The sequence below is a fragment of the Bacillus sp. ISL-57 genome (genome assembly GCF_018613135.1).
GTDB lineage: Bacteria > Bacillota > Bacilli > Bacillales > DSM-1321 > Peribacillus > Peribacillus frigoritolerans.
Window position 1 is genome coordinate 32,868 of record NZ_JAGGQV010000030.1, and the last position, 16,467, is coordinate 49,334.

Sequence of the window (16,467 nt, forward strand, 5' to 3'; positions counted from 1 at the left end):
TTCTATATATTTGTAGATACAAGTGGTAATCCCACTATCGTAACAAAATTGTTAAAAAAATGATATATTCAATTAACAATTATTACATTTTCATGTAAATAATTAACTAGCAACTAATTTTGGTTCATCATTTCGATAGCCAAATCTTCGTCTTTTGGAGCTTAATTGACAAGTTTCTTCTATTTATCTTTTATTGATACAGATAGGTAAGGGTTTGAAATTATCGCTCCCTTTTCCCCCTTTTCACACCTTAGGTGCGACTTTCACCGCATACGGCGTTCCAACTAATCCAATTCATTTAAAGCACTTAGTAAGAATGATAGTGTTATAAGCTCGGTGAAAAGGCGTAAGAATTTACCGTAACAGTACGGGTGACGGAAGCCTACCCGCGGAGGTGGTGTAAATCATGATGCTTGAGATAGCTAATCTATAAGCAGAAAACGGGAACGGAGCTTCTTTTATTCGGTCTTGAACATATTTTCGTTTATCCTGACGTCACCTATAAAGACTACAAAACCACCATCCACTGCAAGGTCGATCATGCGACTTTTCAAAAGATAGGAGGATACAGTATCGAATGGAATTGTAGTACCAGGCAGGCAGCTCATCGAATTTTTATGGAGGCTTTAAAGAAGAAACAACTACGAGGCATAACAGATGGGGAAATATAGCCAAGCGAATCTCATCAATGAAGAACTATCACTTATAGGATCCACTAACTTTATCGGAAAAATGCTTCGTAAAATGAATAAATCATCCATGATCTTATTATCCATAGAGGTGATTCTACAAGATAATGAACGTTCAAAAGTATTGCAGCAGGCTATACAGTCATTAAAACCTACGTATAGAAGTATCGAACGTGAGGCTAATACTTGCAGTTACATAAAAATAGACTATAATTCACTACTTTGTATTCATTTAAAACATAGATGTATCAACGCTATTTTTGCTATATTTTAGGTGAAATTACAAAAATACAAGAAAAAAAAGAAACAGTAATATACTATAATTTAGCAGCACTAATAATAACAAAAAATCTATATAAATATATAATAACACTTGTAATTTTTGTAATCTTGTATTTATACCTTTAAAAAGGCTACTCTATCAACATTGTAAGGGTTACAAAAGAATACAAGTTATGTATCCTCATGTAACCCTTTTTGTAATTCAAAACTTTTTTGTGCTGAAGTCAAATCCCAACTTTTTGATAATATCTTTATTGATTAATATTCCTTTATGAGCCCTACCTCTTTTATTAATAGTTGTGTAATCGACATCCAGATCCTTATTTTTAAAAGTGACAGTAACATTTCTTTTCAACCAGGCAGATCGAATTTGTTTTGCATTTACCCCTAAACTCTCTTTAATGTAAGCAGGAGTTAAATATAATTCCCCATTGTGATATAGGGCACTTATAGTTTGTGTAGGTTCATATTCTACATATAATCTGTTTCGATTTGAATCAATCTCTTCAAGTAACTGTTCCAGTTCTAATAAAGGTCTATCAACCGCCTTGTTCTCATTTGATATATTGTAGAAAAGTGCCTCAAGAGCGTTTAAATCCACATTCAATCCTTCACGATTAAAAAGGTCATTTAACACCTTTCCAGTAAACACTATAAAAGAGTAATGAAGAGAAATTCTTCTCGCAACATCATTCTTAACTGATTTTTCCAAATACATTTTTCTGTACTCTTCAAATTCCCGAGAATAAATATTTCGTTTATCCTTCCAACGATTTAAGAACTCAATTCCAATCGCACCATGATTGTCGGTAAATGAGGTGTAAAGTTTTCCTGAAAAGCTTTCGTCCTCACCTTCGAACGAGAAATCAGTAATAGGAATTACTCTTGCTGCTACACCTTGAGCTTCTGCATAGGCCAAGATTTCATTTTCACCGGATGTTAACATAATCGATCTCCATGATGCGGTGTGTTGGCTGCCTGTGATACTTCCCCTTAGCTTTCCTATGTTATTCACAAATTGATAGATCATCGTTTGAATCATTTTGGTGTCGTTTACTCCATTTGAATCATCAAGTATCTGAGGATAAGAATTCAGGAATGCGGATCTTCTTTCAACCGCTACTTTGGTTACGTTAAAAGAGCCAATATACTCTTTAGGGTTCCCCCACACTGATGAACAGAGTAGAAGCAAACCACTTTTGCCACTACTGGATTCTCCTGATACATCAACAACTATGGGCTTCATATCAAACTCATGTAAAATAACCGAAGCAAAAGATGCTAGTAAAGGGAAAACAGCCTTTGGATGATCCTTCACTAAGTTAAAAACATTTTTAATCCAACTTTCAACAGTTCCTTTTACTCGAAAGGACTCTAGTATTTGTTGTTCCCCCCCATCTCTCGGAACTATATGTATGTCTTTAGTTGAAATTGGATGTATGAAGTTTCCCTTTACATCCCCCAGCCGATTTACCATTTTGACTGTCGGTATTTCGTTTAGTCCTATGAACAAATCAAAGTATTCAATTAGGTGTTTAGAGTTTGAATCATTGCAACTTAACCCTTTATCTGCAAGTGCCAATAATTCACGCCTTGAAGCTAACATACCCGCAGGAACAGTTTCCTTATAGTCCTTTCCTTTGTTACGCCAACTAATTTCATAATATATCTCGCTTTTTTCAATATGTTCCAAGTATTTAGTTATGAATGGAACATTCCTGCTCACAAAGACTTCAATGTCTTGAAATTCTCCGTAGACCTTTTTCACTTCTATTCTATAAAGTGAATCATGCTTAATTCGATATGGCTCAGGTATGACAAATCCCGGCACTTTATCAAAGTCATTGTTGCTTGATTCTGATTGTACCAACTGCTTTTTTCTTGTAGTAGACTCTAGTTTTCCAATACTAGCAATAGAGGCCTTTACATCATTTATAGTGTAGCTAACGTCTTTATCAATACAGAAATACTGGTAGATTAATAGCATGCTTTTCTCAACTTGCTCCATCGGTACTCCCGTTGATTTCAACCTTCTTCCAAAATCATAGAGTGATTGATTACGTGATCCATTTTGCATAGGAATTGAAAACTCATAACCTTTTGTCTTTTCAGCATTCCAAACTGGTCTTAAGAACCAAGGCAGTTCATTGGGGTGATCCGTTATTTGGGATATGAACCTACCTTCTGTGTTATAAGTCGGAAACACTATTAAACTATTAGTTGTGCCAACCCGAGTGTCTACTACAATCCCTATGGACGAAAAGAAATGACTAATCATTTTCACTTGAACGTTCTCATTAGAAGTTGCCTTAAAAATAAATTGAAAGCCCCTTGGTGTTTTGATTAGATGATGATGGACTTTTTCTCCTCTGAGCAACTCTACAAGATAAGAAGCATGCTCTAGAATATCTACATCGATTACAATAAAGCCTCTTGGGATTAATGCTCCAATCCACCCACCCTTTGATAGATGTTTTTGTATTCCTTCTTCAGTTAAACTTTCTTTATTTTTATATGACTCAAACGGTCTTTTAGCTGCACTATAGTTGGTATTCCCATTTAAATAACCTAGACATTTAATAATTTTCGCTCCTGGGAGAACTTTTTCTACACTTTGAGTGACTGATTTCCGATTAGCCATAGCACTTCCCCCTTTTATTTTTGCATTTGCTTATTCCTTAATTCGAATATAAAATAAGAGTGTAATGTTTTTTTGATGCCTATTAACTCACGCCTATGAGTTAGTGGGTTTTTTTGTGGTCTTTCTTCCATCACAAACACAACCATCCACAAATTATAGCTTCCGTTTATACTTCAAAATATCACCGCCATTGTTACGGACTTCAAGATAATATTTTTCCATAAACTCTTGTACTTCTTTTCTATTAAACAGCCATTTTGAACCTAATCGTACTTTGGGAAATTTCTCATCATATAAAAGATGCGATACGATTGTATTCCATGACATGTTCAAATAAGTTGCCAATTGCTTTGAGTCCATAAAAAACACTTCCATCTCAATCTCCTGTAAATGCTCTTCTACTTTCTGAAGGTAAAGTTCTTTCAATAGTTCCTGATCAATCTCAAAGTTAATCATTTCTTTTCCCCCTGTCCATTTTGATTACAATCGAAACTAATATGGTTGCAATTGTTTACAACCACAGTGTAAATCATTACCATAAACTTTGCAACCACTTTAACAAAATCGTTCACAATTGTGTTATTATAATGAAAACAGACGTGAAGGTAGGTGTGAAAAATGAAAAAGGTTAGTGCCTTTGGAGAGGAAATAAAGCGTATTAGAAAATCGAGAGGCTTGTCTATAAGGGTTTTAAGTGAGAAATCTGGAGTTTCTCATTCTTATATCTCTCAAATTGAAAATGGAAACAGAGATACACCACAACCAGAATTAATTAAAAAAATAGCAACCGGCTTAGGTGTAGACTACTTCGCATTAATGAGAATTGCCGGTTTCATGACACCAGATCGAAAAGAGTCAGATGACATTTCAGAGCTTTTGATTACTTTACCCATTGAATATAAAAAACAATTTATTGTTGAGAAGAAAGAAAATATTCCATGTCCTGATGATAACGAACCTTATATTAATAAGGCGACCCTTAGATCCGATATAAAGAGATTTCAATCTAAACTTGAGTACATGGTTCATGACATTTTTATATTTCTCCTTGCGTTACATGGTACAGCAGGTGACTTTTTAAAAATATTGAGATTGCATAAGAATAAAGACATCACCGAAATGGCTAAACATTTAAATACAGATAGTAAGACATATAAGTCACTTGAAGAAAACCTCAAAAGTAATTCAGCACTTCTAAAAGAATATGGAGAAAAGCTCGGAGAAATATTAGGTGTTGGAAATTTTGAAGACTGGCTAGAATTAGTAGCTTCAGCATTGATAAAAATTTTGCCTGTATCAACAATCGTCGGTGCTCACACAAAAAGTGATCTCGAAATAATAGAAATCAGTGTACCATCTGTCTATCAAAAAACAGATGAGAATGGAATCGGCTATTATATTACCTATACCGAGGAAGAATTAAAAAGAAATTTATTTAACCTTGATAATATACTCAACCAAGAAGTACACGATGTTTTATATAAAGATAAAGTGTTATCAAAATCTGAAATAGAAAAAGTAAAGACGATGCTGAAATTGTTATTGGAAGATGACTAATTAAAGGAGGCACATAATGGCTTACTTCCGTAAACGGGGGGATAAGTGGAGTTACACCGTCAACCTAGGCATAGACACTATTACAAAAAAACGAAAACAGATTACAAAATCAGGATTTTCTTCAAAAACAGCCGCTAAAGATGCAGCTAAAGAAATGGAATTCAAAATTTCTAGAGGAGAATTTGTACAAGATTCTAATATGAACTTTCATACGTTAGCAGAAAAGTGGCTTGAAAGTTATTCAACACAAGCTAAAGTAAGTAGTGTACGTGCTAGAACGAAAGAATCTAACGTATTACTTAAACAGTGGACAAACACACCAATAAAAAGTATTAGTAAGTCTGTTTATAGAGAATATTTAAATGAGCTGAGCAAAATGTATTCACAGAACTATATGGATGGGATACATACAACAGGCAGAATGATCTTCAAATTTGCCGTTGAGTCTGAATGGTTACAACAGAATCCGACAGAAAACTATAGCCTTCCTAAACAACAAGCTACTATTGAAGAAGTTGAAAAGGAGAATCTCAGAAAGAAATTCCTAGAAAAAAACGAACTTATAGGATTCTTATCCCTTGCTCGTATTGAAGGACTTAGTAATGATTATACGCTGTTTTCGCTGTTAGCCTATTCAGGCATTCGGATAGGTGAATCGTTAGCTCTCAAGTGGCCTGATATCAATTTTAGGAGTGGATCTATAAGAATTTCCAAGACTTTATATAATCCCACGAACAACAAGGTGAATTACACATTGCTTACACCAAAAACAAAAGGATCTATACGTACGATTAAAATGGACAATCAGGTCATGAAGTTGCTAAAAAAGCATCTACTACAGCAAAATAAAATGAAAATTCAAAACAGTCATCATTATATGGATGAAAACTTTGTCTTCACTTCACCAGAGGGATATCCATTGGTGCAAAAACTGCCTGCAATACGATTACAACGTCTTCTTAAGAAGTTACCGCATATCAACAAGGAAATAACGTTGCATTCATTCAGGCATACGCATACATCCTTACTGATCGAAGCAGGGGTGGGGTTGAAAGAAATTCAACAACGATTAGGACATACAGATATTCAAACAACGATGAATATCTATGCTCATATGACTGACAACATGGAAGAAAAGGCCTCCCATCAGTTCAGTAAACTGATGGGAGACCTTCAACTTTAAAAGATATTTACATGTTAGGTGAGCAAATAGGTGAGCATTTTTTTCTAAATACTCTTTAAACCCCTATATTTCAAGGGATTTAAAACCCTATTACATCATGCCGCCCATTCCGCCCATTCCGCCCATGTCAGGCATGCCCATGCCGCCAGCACCAGCAGGTTCTGGTTTGTCAGCAACGACAGCTTCTGTCGTTAAGAACATAGCTGCTACAGAACCAGCATTTTGTAGAGCTGAACGAGTTACTTTAGTAGGATCGACGATACCTGATTCGATCATGTTCACCCATTGTCCAGTAGCTGCGTTGAAGCCAGTGCCTACTGCTTCGCCTTTAAGGCGCTCTACGATTACAGAGCCTTCAAGTCCAGCATTGTGAGCGATTTGACGAACAGGCTCTTCGATGGCACGAAGAACGATTTTCACGCCTGTTGCTACGTCGCCTTCCGCTTGGATTTCAGCGATTTTATTGTATACGTTAAGAAGTGCTGTACCACCACCAGCTACGATACCTTCTTCAACAGCTGCACGAGTGGAGTTCAATGCATCTTCAATACGAAGTTTACGTTCTTTCAATTCTGTTTCAGTAGCTGCACCGACTTTGATTACCGCTACGCCACCAGCTAATTTAGCAAGGCGTTCTTGTAATTTTTCACGGTCGAATTCAGAAGTTGTTTCTTCTAATTGAACACGGATTTGGTTTACACGAGCTTGGATTTGAGCTGTATCTCCAGATCCTTCAACGATTGTTGTATTTTCTTTTGTAACAACCACTTTAGACGCACGGCCTAATGAATCGATTGTTGCAGATTTAAGATCAAGTCCGATTTCTTCAGTGATTACTTCGCCGCCTGTAAGTGCTGCGATGTCTTCAAGCATTGCTTTACGACGGTCACCGAATCCAGGAGCTTTAACCGCAACAGCGTTGAATGTTCCACGAAGTTTGTTCACAACAAGAGTTGCAAGCGCTTCGCCTTCTACATCTTCAGCAATCAGTAATAGCGGTTTTCCTTGTTGTACAACTTGCTCAAGTACAGGAAGGATTTCTTGGATATTCGTGATTTTTTTATCAGTGATCAAGATATATGGATTCTCAAGGACAGCTTCCATTTTATCTGAATCAGTAACCATGTATGGAGATGCATATCCGCGATCGAATTGCATACCTTCTACTACGTCCAATTCAGTTGTGAAACCTTTGGACTCTTCGATTGTGATGACGCCGTCGTTACCAACGCGCTCCATTGCTTCCGCAATCAGTTGGCCCACTTCTTCATCAGCTGAAGAGATGGCAGCAACTTGTGCGATTGATTCTTTGTTTTCAACAGGTTTGGAAATGGCTTTCAATTCTGCAATTGCTGAATTGACCGCTTTCTCGATTCCTTTACGGATACCCATTGGGTTCGCACCAGCTGTTACGTTTTTAAGACCTTCACGGATCATCGCTTGCGCAAGAACCGTTGCAGTAGTTGTACCGTCACCAGCCACGTCGTTTGTTTTGCTTGCTACTTCAGCAACCAATTTCGCACCCATGTTTTCGAATGCATCTTCCAATTCGATTTCTTTAGCGATCGTCACACCGTCATTTGTGATAAGCGGCGAACCGAATTTTTTCTCAAGAACCACGTTACGTCCTTTTGGTCCAAGCGTTACTTTAACTGCATCTGCAAGTGCGTCCACACCGCGAAGCATGGAGCGGCGAGCTTCTTCACTAAATTTAATTTCTTTAGCCATTTATAAGTACCTCCCTAAAATTTAAGAAAATTTTCGTTCAGTTAAGTATGATGTATAATTAGCCGATAACAGCTAGAATGTCGCTTTCACGTAAAATTAAGTATTCAGTGTCTTCGTATTTAACTTCAGTACCTGCATATTTTGAGAAGATAATTAGATCGCCTTGGGCAACCTCTAAAGCAACACGTTCGCCATTTTCAAGGACACGGCCAGTACCAACTGCTACTACCTTACCTTCTTGTGGCTTTTCTTTAGCAGTATCAGGAAGAACAATACCGCTTGCAGTTTTTTCTTCAGTTTGAACTAGTTCAATAATAACGCGATCACCTAATGGTTTTAACAAGTGAAACAACCTCCTCATATTCTCTTGATAATTTGTTTCATGATTATTAGCACTCTTCATCATCGAGTGCTAACACATTTATAATATTAAATAAACCGAGCCTTTTTTGCAAGTATCTTATTGAAAATTTTTTATTAATTTCTGATAAATTACGGGTAAACTACTTTAGCATAATGATTTCCTAAACATAGTCATTGAAATGTCATGTTAGGGGTACCTTTAAGTGGTGTTCTGCCCCAATTTTTGATACCATTTTGTAGTATGCGTTTATAGATTGTCCCCATGTCAGTAACATTCCAAGCGGATGGGTGACTATAAAAGGAGTTTTCATTTTTGAAAAAAGAATATTGGTTCGTCATCATCACTTATATTGCCATGCAATTATCCAGTATTGTCGGGGTACCCATTTTCATGCTGATCGGGTCTTATACAGGAATGCCGGCTGATGAACTCGAAGTGAAATCTGCAGCATACTGGATAGTTTTCAGTTTTCTCGCTGCCTTATTCTTGATTCTTTTTTTAATGAGAAGAGATATGAGGGAAAAGTTGGACACGAGAAACCAAACTTCCGTATCCATGTCCATATTATGGGCAATTGCAGGAGTATTCATGGCTCTTTTTGCGCAAAGCATTGCCGGAAGCATTGAACAAATGCTTGGGGTGGAGTCTGAATCTGAAAATACGCAGCAACTCATTTCACTCATTTACAAAGTCCCCATGGTCATTTTCGTCACTTCAGTAATTGGACCTATATTGGAAGAATTAATTTTCCGTAAAATCATTTTCGGATCACTTCATAAACGCTTTAACTTCTTTATTTCAGCTTTAATCAGCTCAGTTATTTTTGGCTTGGCGCATGGTGAATTTGAACATCTTCTTTTATATACGGCAATGGGCTTCACTTTTGCTTTCCTTTATGCGAAAACAGGCCGCATTCTCGTATCCATGATCGCTCATATTGCGATGAACACGCTTGTTATCATCCTTCAAGTGGTATATCGGGAGGATATTGAGAAGATGCTAGATACTGCACAGGCCTTCATCGGAGGTTTATTATGAAACGTCAATCACCATTATTCATGGGCATCATTTATGCAGGCTTAGGGGCTCTTTTTACCGCTATCGCAATTCAAACCGTCAATTCTTCAGGATGGGGACTCTTTGCCTACATACTTGTCCTGATTGCGACTCTTGATTTTGGATCGGGATTACGCATGATCATGCTGCACTTTAAGATTAAAGCCGCACAAAAAAATAAGAAAAAATAAAAAAACGCTGCATAGATGCAGCGTTTTTTCATTCCTCCAAAGCGGCTTCTTCCACTACCGGATAATGTTTCAGGAAGTAGATGAGCGACTGAAGTTCCACGGCCAGGTCAATGTGGTGGACCCTTATGGATGGTGGCACGGTCAGCCGTGCAGGTGTGAAATTCAATATTCCTTTAATGTCAGCTTTGACTAGGCGATCGGTTATCGTCTGGGCTACCTGTGCAGGCACTGTCAATATAGCTGCAGTAATATTATTTTCCTGCAATAGTGTATCGATTTGATCCATATGGTAGATGGGCACATCAGCTATTCGCTTGCCGACCTTTTCTTCAGAAACTTCGAAAGCCATTTCAATTTTTGTATTATTATTTTTCATGAAATTGTAATTTAAAAAAGCGGTTCCTAAATTTCCCACTCCGATTAAAGCGACTTTGGTCAATTCGTCTTGATCAAGTGTTTTTCTGAAGAAGGATAATAAATAATTGACATTGTAGCCGTAGCCTTTTTTCCCAAGCGCGCCAAAGTAGGAAAAATCACGGCGAATGGTAGCAGAATCCACTTTTACGGCTTCACTTAGCTCAGCCGAGGAAACTCTTTGTTTGCCTGAGGAATGTAAGTTCTTTAAAAATCGATAATACAATGGCAACCTTTTGGCTGTTGCCTGCGGTATCTTTGGGTCATGGTTCATTGTTCTTCCCCGCCTTCACACATGCTTTTCAACTTAATCTCTATCTGTTCGTTTTACTTACCTTTTATAATCGCTACTAGACACTCCGCCTGTTTTCTCCACTAAGAATGTAGGCCCGATCACCATTCCCTTATCAATGGCCTTACACATGTCATAAACAGTCAAGGCAGTCACGGATGCAGCTGTTAACGCTTCCATTTCCACACCTGTACTCCCTTTTGTCTTAGCTTCCGTTTCAATCCTAAGCCTATATCCTTGTTCTTCTTTTTCCCAATCAAAGGCTATATTGACCCCTTGCAGAGCAATGGGATGGCACATCGGAATTATATTGGATGTATTTTTGCTGGCCATGATTCCTGCAACTTGTGCAACAGCCAGTACATCACCTTTTTTCATTTTATGGTTCGTGACCAATTCATATATTTCATCATTCAATAAAATGCTCGACTGAGCCACTGCCGTACGGGTTGTTTCAGGCTTAGCACTCACATCGACCATTTTGGCCCTGCCCTGTTCATTAAAATGCGTTAAGTCTCCCATTTAAGTAACCCCTCCTAAATCATACACTATTATTCCACTTTATGTAACAGCTTTTCTTTCGGCTTGGAACCAAGCTGTTGCCGATAATAACTAAAATACGTTAAACTAACAGTAATCAATTGAGGTGAAATCTATGATTTTATTACAAATCAATCAACTATCGAAATATTATGGAGCTGAACTTATTTTATCAAATATGAAGCTCGAAGTTCAAAATAAAGATCGAATTGCCCTTGTCGGCCGAAATGGCGCCGGCAAATCCACTCTGCTAAAAATTATAGCCGGGCAGCTTTCCCATGATGGCGGTGAAATAATCAAACCAAAAGGCGTCACCATCGGCTATATGGCCCAGGATACGGGATTGGAATCCGAACTGACAATTTGGGATGAAATGCTCACTGTATTCACTGACCTTATAGAGCAGGAAAAGGAACTGCGTCGCCTTGAGGCTGATATGGCCAGACCTGACATCTTTGAAAATGAAACGGTTTACCAAAAAGTGCTGAATGAATACGACACTTTGATGGTGGCATTCAAAGAGATGGGCGGTTATCAATATGAAGCGGATATCCGTTCCGTATTGCATGGTCTTCAGTTTGCCGACTTTGACTATTCTACCCCAATTTCAACTTTAAGCGGCGGGCAAAAAACAAGGCTTGCATTAGGTAAGCTGCTTTTAAGGAAACCGGATATATTGATTCTGGATGAGCCGACGAACCATTTGGATATCGAAACCCTCTCTTGGCTTGAACAATATTTACAAGGCTACCAGGGAGCTGTCCTCATTGTTTCCCATGACCGCTATTTTTTAGATAAAGTAGTAAACCTGGTATATGAGATTTCCCGGAATAACATGAAAAAATACCATGGTAATTATAGTTCTTACCTAGAGGGAAAAGCGGAAGATTATGAGCGGGACATGAAATTGTTCGAGAAACAGCAAGGGGAAATCGAAAAGCTTCGCGATTTTGTCCAACGTAATATCACAAGGGCTTCCACTACTAAAAGAGCACAAAGCAGACGTAAACAGCTCGAAAAGATGGATGTACTGGACAAGCCGCAAGGTGATGAAAAATCCGCGAATTTTTCTTTCCAGATTGAAAGGCAAAGCGGAAATGAAGTTCTCCACCTCCAGGACCTGGCTATCGGATACGAAGGGGAAACGGTATCAAAGAATATTAATTCCCGGATGACAAAAGGAGAGAGCATAGCTCTTGTCGGCCCAAATGGAGTTGGAAAATCAACTTTATTGAAAACGATTATTTCCAAGCTGCCAGCCCTTTCCGGGGATTTCCGTTTTGGAACGAACGTAGAAGTCAGCTACTACGATCAAGAACAGGCTAACCTTGTTTCCAATAAACGCGTACTCAATGAATTATGGGACGACTATCCCCTTAAACCGGAAAAGGACATTCGCACCGTACTCGGTAATTTCCTATTTAGCGGGGACGATGTTTTGAAAACCGTTTCCACACTAAGCGGGGGCGAAAAGGCTCGGCTTGCTCTAGCCAAAATGATGATGCAAAAAGGGAATTTTTTAATCCTTGATGAACCAACGAACCATTTGGACCTCGATAGTAAATTGGTGCTTGAAAACGCATTGATCGATTATCCGGGAACTATTCTATTCGTCTCACATGATCGTTATTTCATAAATCGGATAGCAACGAAAGTGATAGAGCTCTCCAAAGACGGCAATGAAGAATTCCTCGGTGATTATGATTACTATCTCGAGAAGAAACAGGAGCAAGCGGAAATCCAAGCACTTGAACAGCAGGATCAGGCTAAAACTTTAGATGCGGCTGTGGAAAAAACAAATTACAAAATTGATAAAGAAGCAAAAAAGGCTGAACGCCAGCGAAAACGGCGCATTGAGGAAATCGAGGCAGCCATGGAGCTTCTTGAAACCGAAATAAACGAATATAATGACCTCCTATGTGATCCAAATGTTTTTCAGGACCACGAAAAGGTAATGGGAGTCCAAACAAAACTTGATCATGCACAAGAAAGTTTGGATCAGCTTCTCGAAGAATGGGCTGAACTGGAAGAATGACAAAAGACCGAGTCAATTGACTCGGTCTTTTTCTTTTCCTACCAAAGTGTCGCTTGAAAGTTATCCACAAACTTGTTAACAAACCACTTACCGCTCATTAGCCATTAATTTGAGTTATACACATTATCCACAGAAACATATCCACTTATCCACAAAAATACCCCTTATACACATGCAGGATGATTATCAAAAAAACTTTATCCACAGAATATTCTATTATTTTATTAACACAATAAAAAGACAGGATTCCAAAGTGCGGGATCCTGTCTTCTCTTCCATTAAAATGCTTCTATATCCAATCCAGGATTTCCGTTCAAATCCAAACCGGATCGCTTTCCCTTTTCAAACATGACACTGCCAGCAGCACCAATCATGGCAGCATTGTCAGTACAAAGATAGAGTGGCGGAATGGATATATCCATAGGTAAATCCTTAAAAGCTTCCGTTAATGCTTCCCTAAGGCCTTTATTTGCCGCAACTCCTCCAGCAAGCAATACCTGTTTCACATTATATTCCTTTGCAGCCTTCACAGCTTTCATTACAAGCACTTCTATCACACTTGCTTGGAAACTTGCCGCTAAATCTTTAGGTTCAATTTTTTCCCCGCGCTGTTCTGCGTTATGCAAAGTGTTGATTACCGCTGATTTCAACCCGCTGAAAGAAAAGTCATAGCTGCCATCCAACCATGCCCTGGGCAGTTTCAAAGTTGGTGAGCCTTCTTGCGCAAGCCTATCGATATGAGGGCCGCCAGGATAAGGGAGCCCCAAGGTTCGAGCCACTTTATCATACGCCTCTCCTGCTGCATCATCCCGCGTCTCCCCTATCACCTTGAAAGAACCTGGCTCTTCTAAAAGCACCAATTCCGTATGACCTCCCGAAACGACTAAGGAAAGCGCAGGATATTCGATCTCCTGAATAAGCCGATTTGCATAGATATGACCAGCGATATGATGCGTACCGACAATCGGTATTCCATGTGCGAAAGCTACAGCCTTCGCCGCATTAACGCCTATTAATAGTGCCCCAACAAGACCGGGGCCTTCTGTAACGGCAATGGCATCCAAGTCTTCATATGTCACACCTGCTTGCAGCAGTGCTTCTTCAAGAACAATCGTAATTTGTTCTACATGATGACGGGAAGCTATTTCCGGGACGACACCGCCAAAACGTTTATGGCTTTCTATTTGTGAAGCCACGACATTACTCAGTATCTCCGTACCATTTTTTATGACAGCTGCCGCAGTTTCATCGCAGCTCGTTTCAATACCTAATATAAATTGATCTTCTTTCATGAAAAATTCACCCACATAACATAAGCATCCTCTTGATTGTCTGTATAGTAATTCTTTCGGATTCCGCCCTTTTGGAAACCAAGTTTTTCATAAAGCGAAATGGCTACGGCATTACTGACACGGACCTCAAGTGTCATCCTCACCACACCCATTGAAATGGAGATTTCAATCATCTTCCTGAGCAAAGCTTCTCCAAGCTTTTGCCCCCGGTATTCTGGTAATATCGCAATATTGGTAATATGCGATTCATCAATGACGATCCAGGCACCGCAATAACCTGCGATTTTCCCTTCATCCTCTATCACCATGTATACAGCATATTGATTATGATTCAATTCATTAAAAAAAGCTTCCCGGCTCCAAGGCAAAGTAAAGGACTGCTTTTCCACGTTAAGCACTTGGTCGATATCTGCCGTATTCATCTTTCGGAACGTCAATGTTTTACTCATAATAATCGGTCGCTTTCCTTGTTTATTTCCCCTGCTGTTCAAGCCACTTAGCTTCTGCTTCAGCCATGCGGATATAATTCGGTACAAACTGGTGAACATCCACTTCAGCCTTATCAAGGCCAATGAAGGCCAGTTCGCTTGGCCTTGAATTATATGACTGTACTGGAGCAAATACCGCTAATTCGCCTAATGCATCGGTAATCGCATCCCGATGGATGTCTACATCTTGACCAACAAATAAAACAGGACGATTTAATTCCTTCAATTGATTCGCCCACTCAGAGGATAGAATATTACAATCTTCAATGACTGTCTTTAAAGAATCCTTTTCCATTTCATATAATCCAGTATAAATCTGCCCTCTTCTTGCATCGAACAAGGGAGATATCAACCCGTTAAAATAACGTCCATTAGCTGCTAAAACCTCTAAGCTGGATACGCCTGATAACGGAATCTGAAGCGTCCAGGCCAAGCTTTTCGCTATCGTCACTCCAATCCTGACCCCTGTATAGGAACCTGGACCTTGAGCGACCACTATCTTAGTCAATTCCTTAGGTTTAGTATCGCAGTCCCTCAACAATGTTTCAATTGCTGGCATTACCCGCACCGAATGATTTTTCTTTAGGTTCGTCGTATACTCACCAATTACTTGATTCCCGTTTACAAGTGCAATCCCTAATGTGAAATTCGATGTATCTATAGCTAAAACCTTCATCAAATAATCTCCTTACATAACTTTACATATCGTTCGCCTTTCGCTTCCAAAACGATACGCCGGCTTGTATCGCCCAAACGATAGATATAAATGGTCAAGATTTCCTCTGGGAGGTGATCCTTTATTAAATGGGCCCATTCAACGACAGTCACACCATCACCATCAAAATATTCATCAAAGCCTAAATCTTCTTCCGATTCACTTACCCGATAGACATCCATATGATACAAAGGCAAGCGGCCCATGTACTCCTTTATTATCGTAAAGGTAGGGCTATTCACCATTCTGGTAACACCCAATCCTTTAGCCAGCCCTTTTGTGAATGCCGTCTTCCCTGCACCCAAGTCACCTTCTAGAGCCAGCACATCTCCACTGGAAAGCTTTTGTGCCAATTTGTGCGCAAATTGCGCTGTTTCTTCCTCATTCTGAGAAATCCATTCAACATGTTGCATATATCAATCACCTTTATCATTATTAGGAAAACGTCCGTCCTATAGTTCATGTCGAGAACCATAAACGCAATATTATGGAACAAAAACCATTCTATATGTAGTTTACCTTGTTTCAAAAGAAGAAACAAATAAGTTAGGGACATATTATTCGAATTTCAGATAAAACAAAAAAACGAAACCTAAGTTTCGTTTTTTTCATGATTGCGGGGACAGGATTTGAACCTGCGACCTTCGGGTTATGAGCCCGACGAGCTACCGGACTGCTCCACCCCGCGACGGTATAAATGTTGCTTTTATAATTATAGTATTCCCGTTTATCCAAAAAGAATACAAAGATTATAGCTTGGCGGCGTCCTACTCTCACAGGGTGAAACCCCCAACTACCATTGGCGCTGAAGAGCTTAACTGCCGTGTTCGGAATGGGAACGGGTGTGACCTCTTCGCTATCGCCACCAAACATTTAATCTTTTAGCACATTTATTATCATAACATGTATGAAATCAAAATGCAAGAAGAAATTTTCATTCCTTCAAAACTAGATAATAAGAAGAAGGTATTTCATTTTTTAAAGCGTTGGTTAAGTCCTC

Annotated in this window: 15 protein-coding genes, 1 tRNA gene and 1 rRNA gene; 5 read left to right on the forward strand and 12 right to left on the reverse strand. The window is 38.9% G+C overall.

The genetic code is table 11. The features are described from left to right. Nucleotides 1–1,173 precede the first annotated feature (1,173 nt). Nucleotides 1,174–3,612, reverse strand: coding sequence for a DUF927 domain-containing protein (locus J7I90_RS24850; RefSeq protein WP_214774317.1), 2,439 nt, complete (start codon nt 3,610–3,612; stop codon nt 1,174–1,176). A gap of 153 nt (nt 3,613–3,765) precedes the next feature. Next, entirely contained in the window at nt 3,766–4,068 is a 303-nt protein-coding gene (locus J7I90_RS24855; protein WP_214774319.1) for a helix-turn-helix domain-containing protein, read from the reverse strand. Between the two features lie 162 nt (nt 4,069–4,230). Between J7I90_RS24855 and J7I90_RS24860 the strand changes: the two genes are divergently transcribed. Continuing rightward, nucleotides 4,231–5,169, forward strand: coding sequence for a helix-turn-helix domain-containing protein (locus tag J7I90_RS24860; RefSeq protein WP_214774321.1), 939 nt, complete (start codon nt 4,231–4,233; stop codon nt 5,167–5,169). A 16-nt stretch (nt 5,170–5,185) separates the two neighbouring features. After that, nucleotides 5,186–6,352 (forward strand): site-specific integrase, encoded by a 1,167-nt coding sequence (locus J7I90_RS24865; RefSeq protein ID WP_214774323.1) that lies wholly within the window; start codon nt 5,186–5,188, stop codon nt 6,350–6,352. A 90-nt stretch (nt 6,353–6,442) separates the two neighbouring features. Here J7I90_RS24865 and groL read toward each other — a convergent pair whose 3' ends face one another. Together groL and groES are read right to left on the reverse strand one after the other, a co-directional pair. After that, nucleotides 6,443–8,080, reverse strand: a complete 1,638-nt coding sequence (groL, locus tag J7I90_RS24870) for a chaperonin GroEL (protein WP_053533467.1) — start codon at nt 8,078–8,080, stop codon at nt 6,443–6,445. Between the two features lie 58 nt (nt 8,081–8,138). After that, a complete protein-coding gene (gene groES, locus J7I90_RS24875) occupies nt 8,139–8,423 on the reverse strand; it encodes a co-chaperone GroES (protein ID WP_034306337.1) in 285 nt (94 codons plus the stop codon). Nucleotides 8,424–8,756: 333 nt separating this feature from the next. Between groES and J7I90_RS24880 the strand changes: the two genes are divergently transcribed. Both J7I90_RS24880 and J7I90_RS24885 read left to right on the forward strand, forming a co-directional pair. Further along, complete coding sequence (locus tag J7I90_RS24880) at nt 8,757–9,482, forward strand: CPBP family intramembrane glutamic endopeptidase (protein ID WP_214774325.1); 726 nt, start codon at nt 8,757–8,759, stop codon at nt 9,480–9,482. Beyond that, on the forward strand, nt 9,479–9,691 hold the full coding sequence (locus J7I90_RS24885; protein WP_034306342.1) for a YdiK family protein: 213 nt from the start codon (nt 9,479–9,481) through the stop codon (nt 9,689–9,691). The genes J7I90_RS24880 and J7I90_RS24885 overlap by 4 nt, the downstream gene beginning before the upstream one ends. A 28-nt stretch (nt 9,692–9,719) precedes the next feature. On the opposite strand, the gene J7I90_RS24890 is transcribed toward J7I90_RS24885, so the two are convergent. Continuing rightward, nucleotides 9,720–10,379, reverse strand: a complete 660-nt coding sequence (locus tag J7I90_RS24890; protein WP_034306345.1) for a redox-sensing transcriptional repressor Rex — start codon at nt 10,377–10,379, stop codon at nt 9,720–9,722. Nucleotides 10,380–10,436: 57 nt separating this feature from the next. After that, the gene (moaC, locus tag J7I90_RS24895; RefSeq protein WP_214774327.1) at nt 10,437–10,919 is read right to left on the reverse strand and encodes a cyclic pyranopterin monophosphate synthase MoaC; all 483 of its coding nucleotides are present in this window, start codon (nt 10,917–10,919) and stop codon (nt 10,437–10,439) included. A gap of 133 nt (nt 10,920–11,052) precedes the next feature. Between moaC and J7I90_RS24900 the strand changes: the two genes are divergently transcribed. After that, nucleotides 11,053–12,972 carry an ABC transporter ATP-binding protein gene (locus tag J7I90_RS24900; protein ID WP_214774330.1) on the forward strand — a complete coding sequence of 640 codons (1,920 nt, stop codon included), beginning with the start codon at nt 11,053–11,055 and terminating at the stop codon, nt 12,970–12,972. Between the two features lie 278 nt (nt 12,973–13,250). Here the strand turns inward: J7I90_RS24900 and tsaD are convergent, their stop codons facing one another. From tsaD to rrf, 6 genes are all read right to left on the reverse strand, one after another. After that, a complete protein-coding gene (gene tsaD / locus J7I90_RS24905) occupies nt 13,251–14,264 on the reverse strand; it encodes a tRNA (adenosine(37)-N6)-threonylcarbamoyltransferase complex transferase subunit TsaD (protein ID WP_214774332.1) in 1,014 nt (337 codons plus the stop codon). Continuing rightward, a complete protein-coding gene (gene rimI, locus J7I90_RS24910) occupies nt 14,261–14,713 on the reverse strand; it encodes a ribosomal protein S18-alanine N-acetyltransferase (protein ID WP_053533463.1) in 453 nt (150 codons plus the stop codon). Before rimI ends, tsaD begins: the two co-directional genes overlap by 4 nt. Before the next feature lie 22 nt (nt 14,714–14,735). Beyond that, nucleotides 14,736–15,428, reverse strand: a complete 693-nt coding sequence (gene tsaB / locus J7I90_RS24915) for a tRNA (adenosine(37)-N6)-threonylcarbamoyltransferase complex dimerization subunit type 1 TsaB (RefSeq protein WP_063595440.1) — start codon at nt 15,426–15,428, stop codon at nt 14,736–14,738. Then, nucleotides 15,428–15,880, reverse strand: coding sequence for a tRNA (adenosine(37)-N6)-threonylcarbamoyltransferase complex ATPase subunit type 1 TsaE (gene tsaE, locus J7I90_RS24920; protein WP_034306358.1), 453 nt, complete (start codon nt 15,878–15,880; stop codon nt 15,428–15,430). Before tsaE ends, tsaB begins: the two co-directional genes overlap by 1 nt. 201 nt (nt 15,881–16,081) lie before the next feature. Next, nucleotides 16,082–16,155, reverse strand: a tRNA-Met gene (locus J7I90_RS24925). A gap of 66 nt (nt 16,156–16,221) precedes the next feature. Beyond that, nucleotides 16,222–16,337, reverse strand: a 5S ribosomal RNA gene (rrf, locus tag J7I90_RS24930). Nucleotides 16,338–16,467 lie beyond the last annotated feature (130 nt).

Excerpts from the sequence above, each read along its gene's own strand:
- J7I90_RS24850 (WP_214774317.1), bottom strand. The coding sequence starts at position 3,612 with ATGGCTAATCGGAAATCAGTCACTCAAAGTGTAGAAAAAGTTCTCCCA.
- moaC (WP_214774327.1), bottom strand. The coding sequence starts at position 10,919 with ATGGGAGACTTAACGCATTTTAATGAACAGGGCAGGGCCAAAATGGTC.
- J7I90_RS24860 (WP_214774321.1), top strand. The coding sequence starts at position 4,231 with ATGAAAAAGGTTAGTGCCTTTGGAGAGGAAATAAAGCGTATTAGAAAA.
- J7I90_RS24900 (WP_214774330.1), top strand. The coding sequence starts at position 11,053 with ATGATTTTATTACAAATCAATCAACTATCGAAATATTATGGAGCTGAA.
- J7I90_RS24885 (WP_034306342.1), top strand. The coding sequence starts at position 9,479 with ATGAAACGTCAATCACCATTATTCATGGGCATCATTTATGCAGGCTTA.
- J7I90_RS24865 (WP_214774323.1), top strand. The coding sequence starts at position 5,186 with ATGGCTTACTTCCGTAAACGGGGGGATAAGTGGAGTTACACCGTCAAC.
- J7I90_RS24890 (WP_034306345.1), bottom strand. The coding sequence starts at position 10,379 with ATGAACCATGACCCAAAGATACCGCAGGCAACAGCCAAAAGGTTGCCA.
- J7I90_RS24855 (WP_214774319.1), bottom strand. The coding sequence starts at position 4,068 with ATGATTAACTTTGAGATTGATCAGGAACTATTGAAAGAACTTTACCTT.
- tsaB (WP_063595440.1), bottom strand. The coding sequence starts at position 15,428 with ATGAAGGTTTTAGCTATAGATACATCGAATTTCACATTAGGGATTGCA.
- rimI (WP_053533463.1), bottom strand. The coding sequence starts at position 14,713 with ATGAGTAAAACATTGACGTTCCGAAAGATGAATACGGCAGATATCGAC.
- tsaD (WP_214774332.1), bottom strand. The coding sequence starts at position 14,264 with ATGAAAGAAGATCAATTTATATTAGGTATTGAAACGAGCTGCGATGAA.
- tsaE (WP_034306358.1), bottom strand. The coding sequence starts at position 15,880 with ATGCAACATGTTGAATGGATTTCTCAGAATGAGGAAGAAACAGCGCAA.
- groL (WP_053533467.1), bottom strand. The coding sequence starts at position 8,080 with ATGGCTAAAGAAATTAAATTTAGTGAAGAAGCTCGCCGCTCCATGCTT.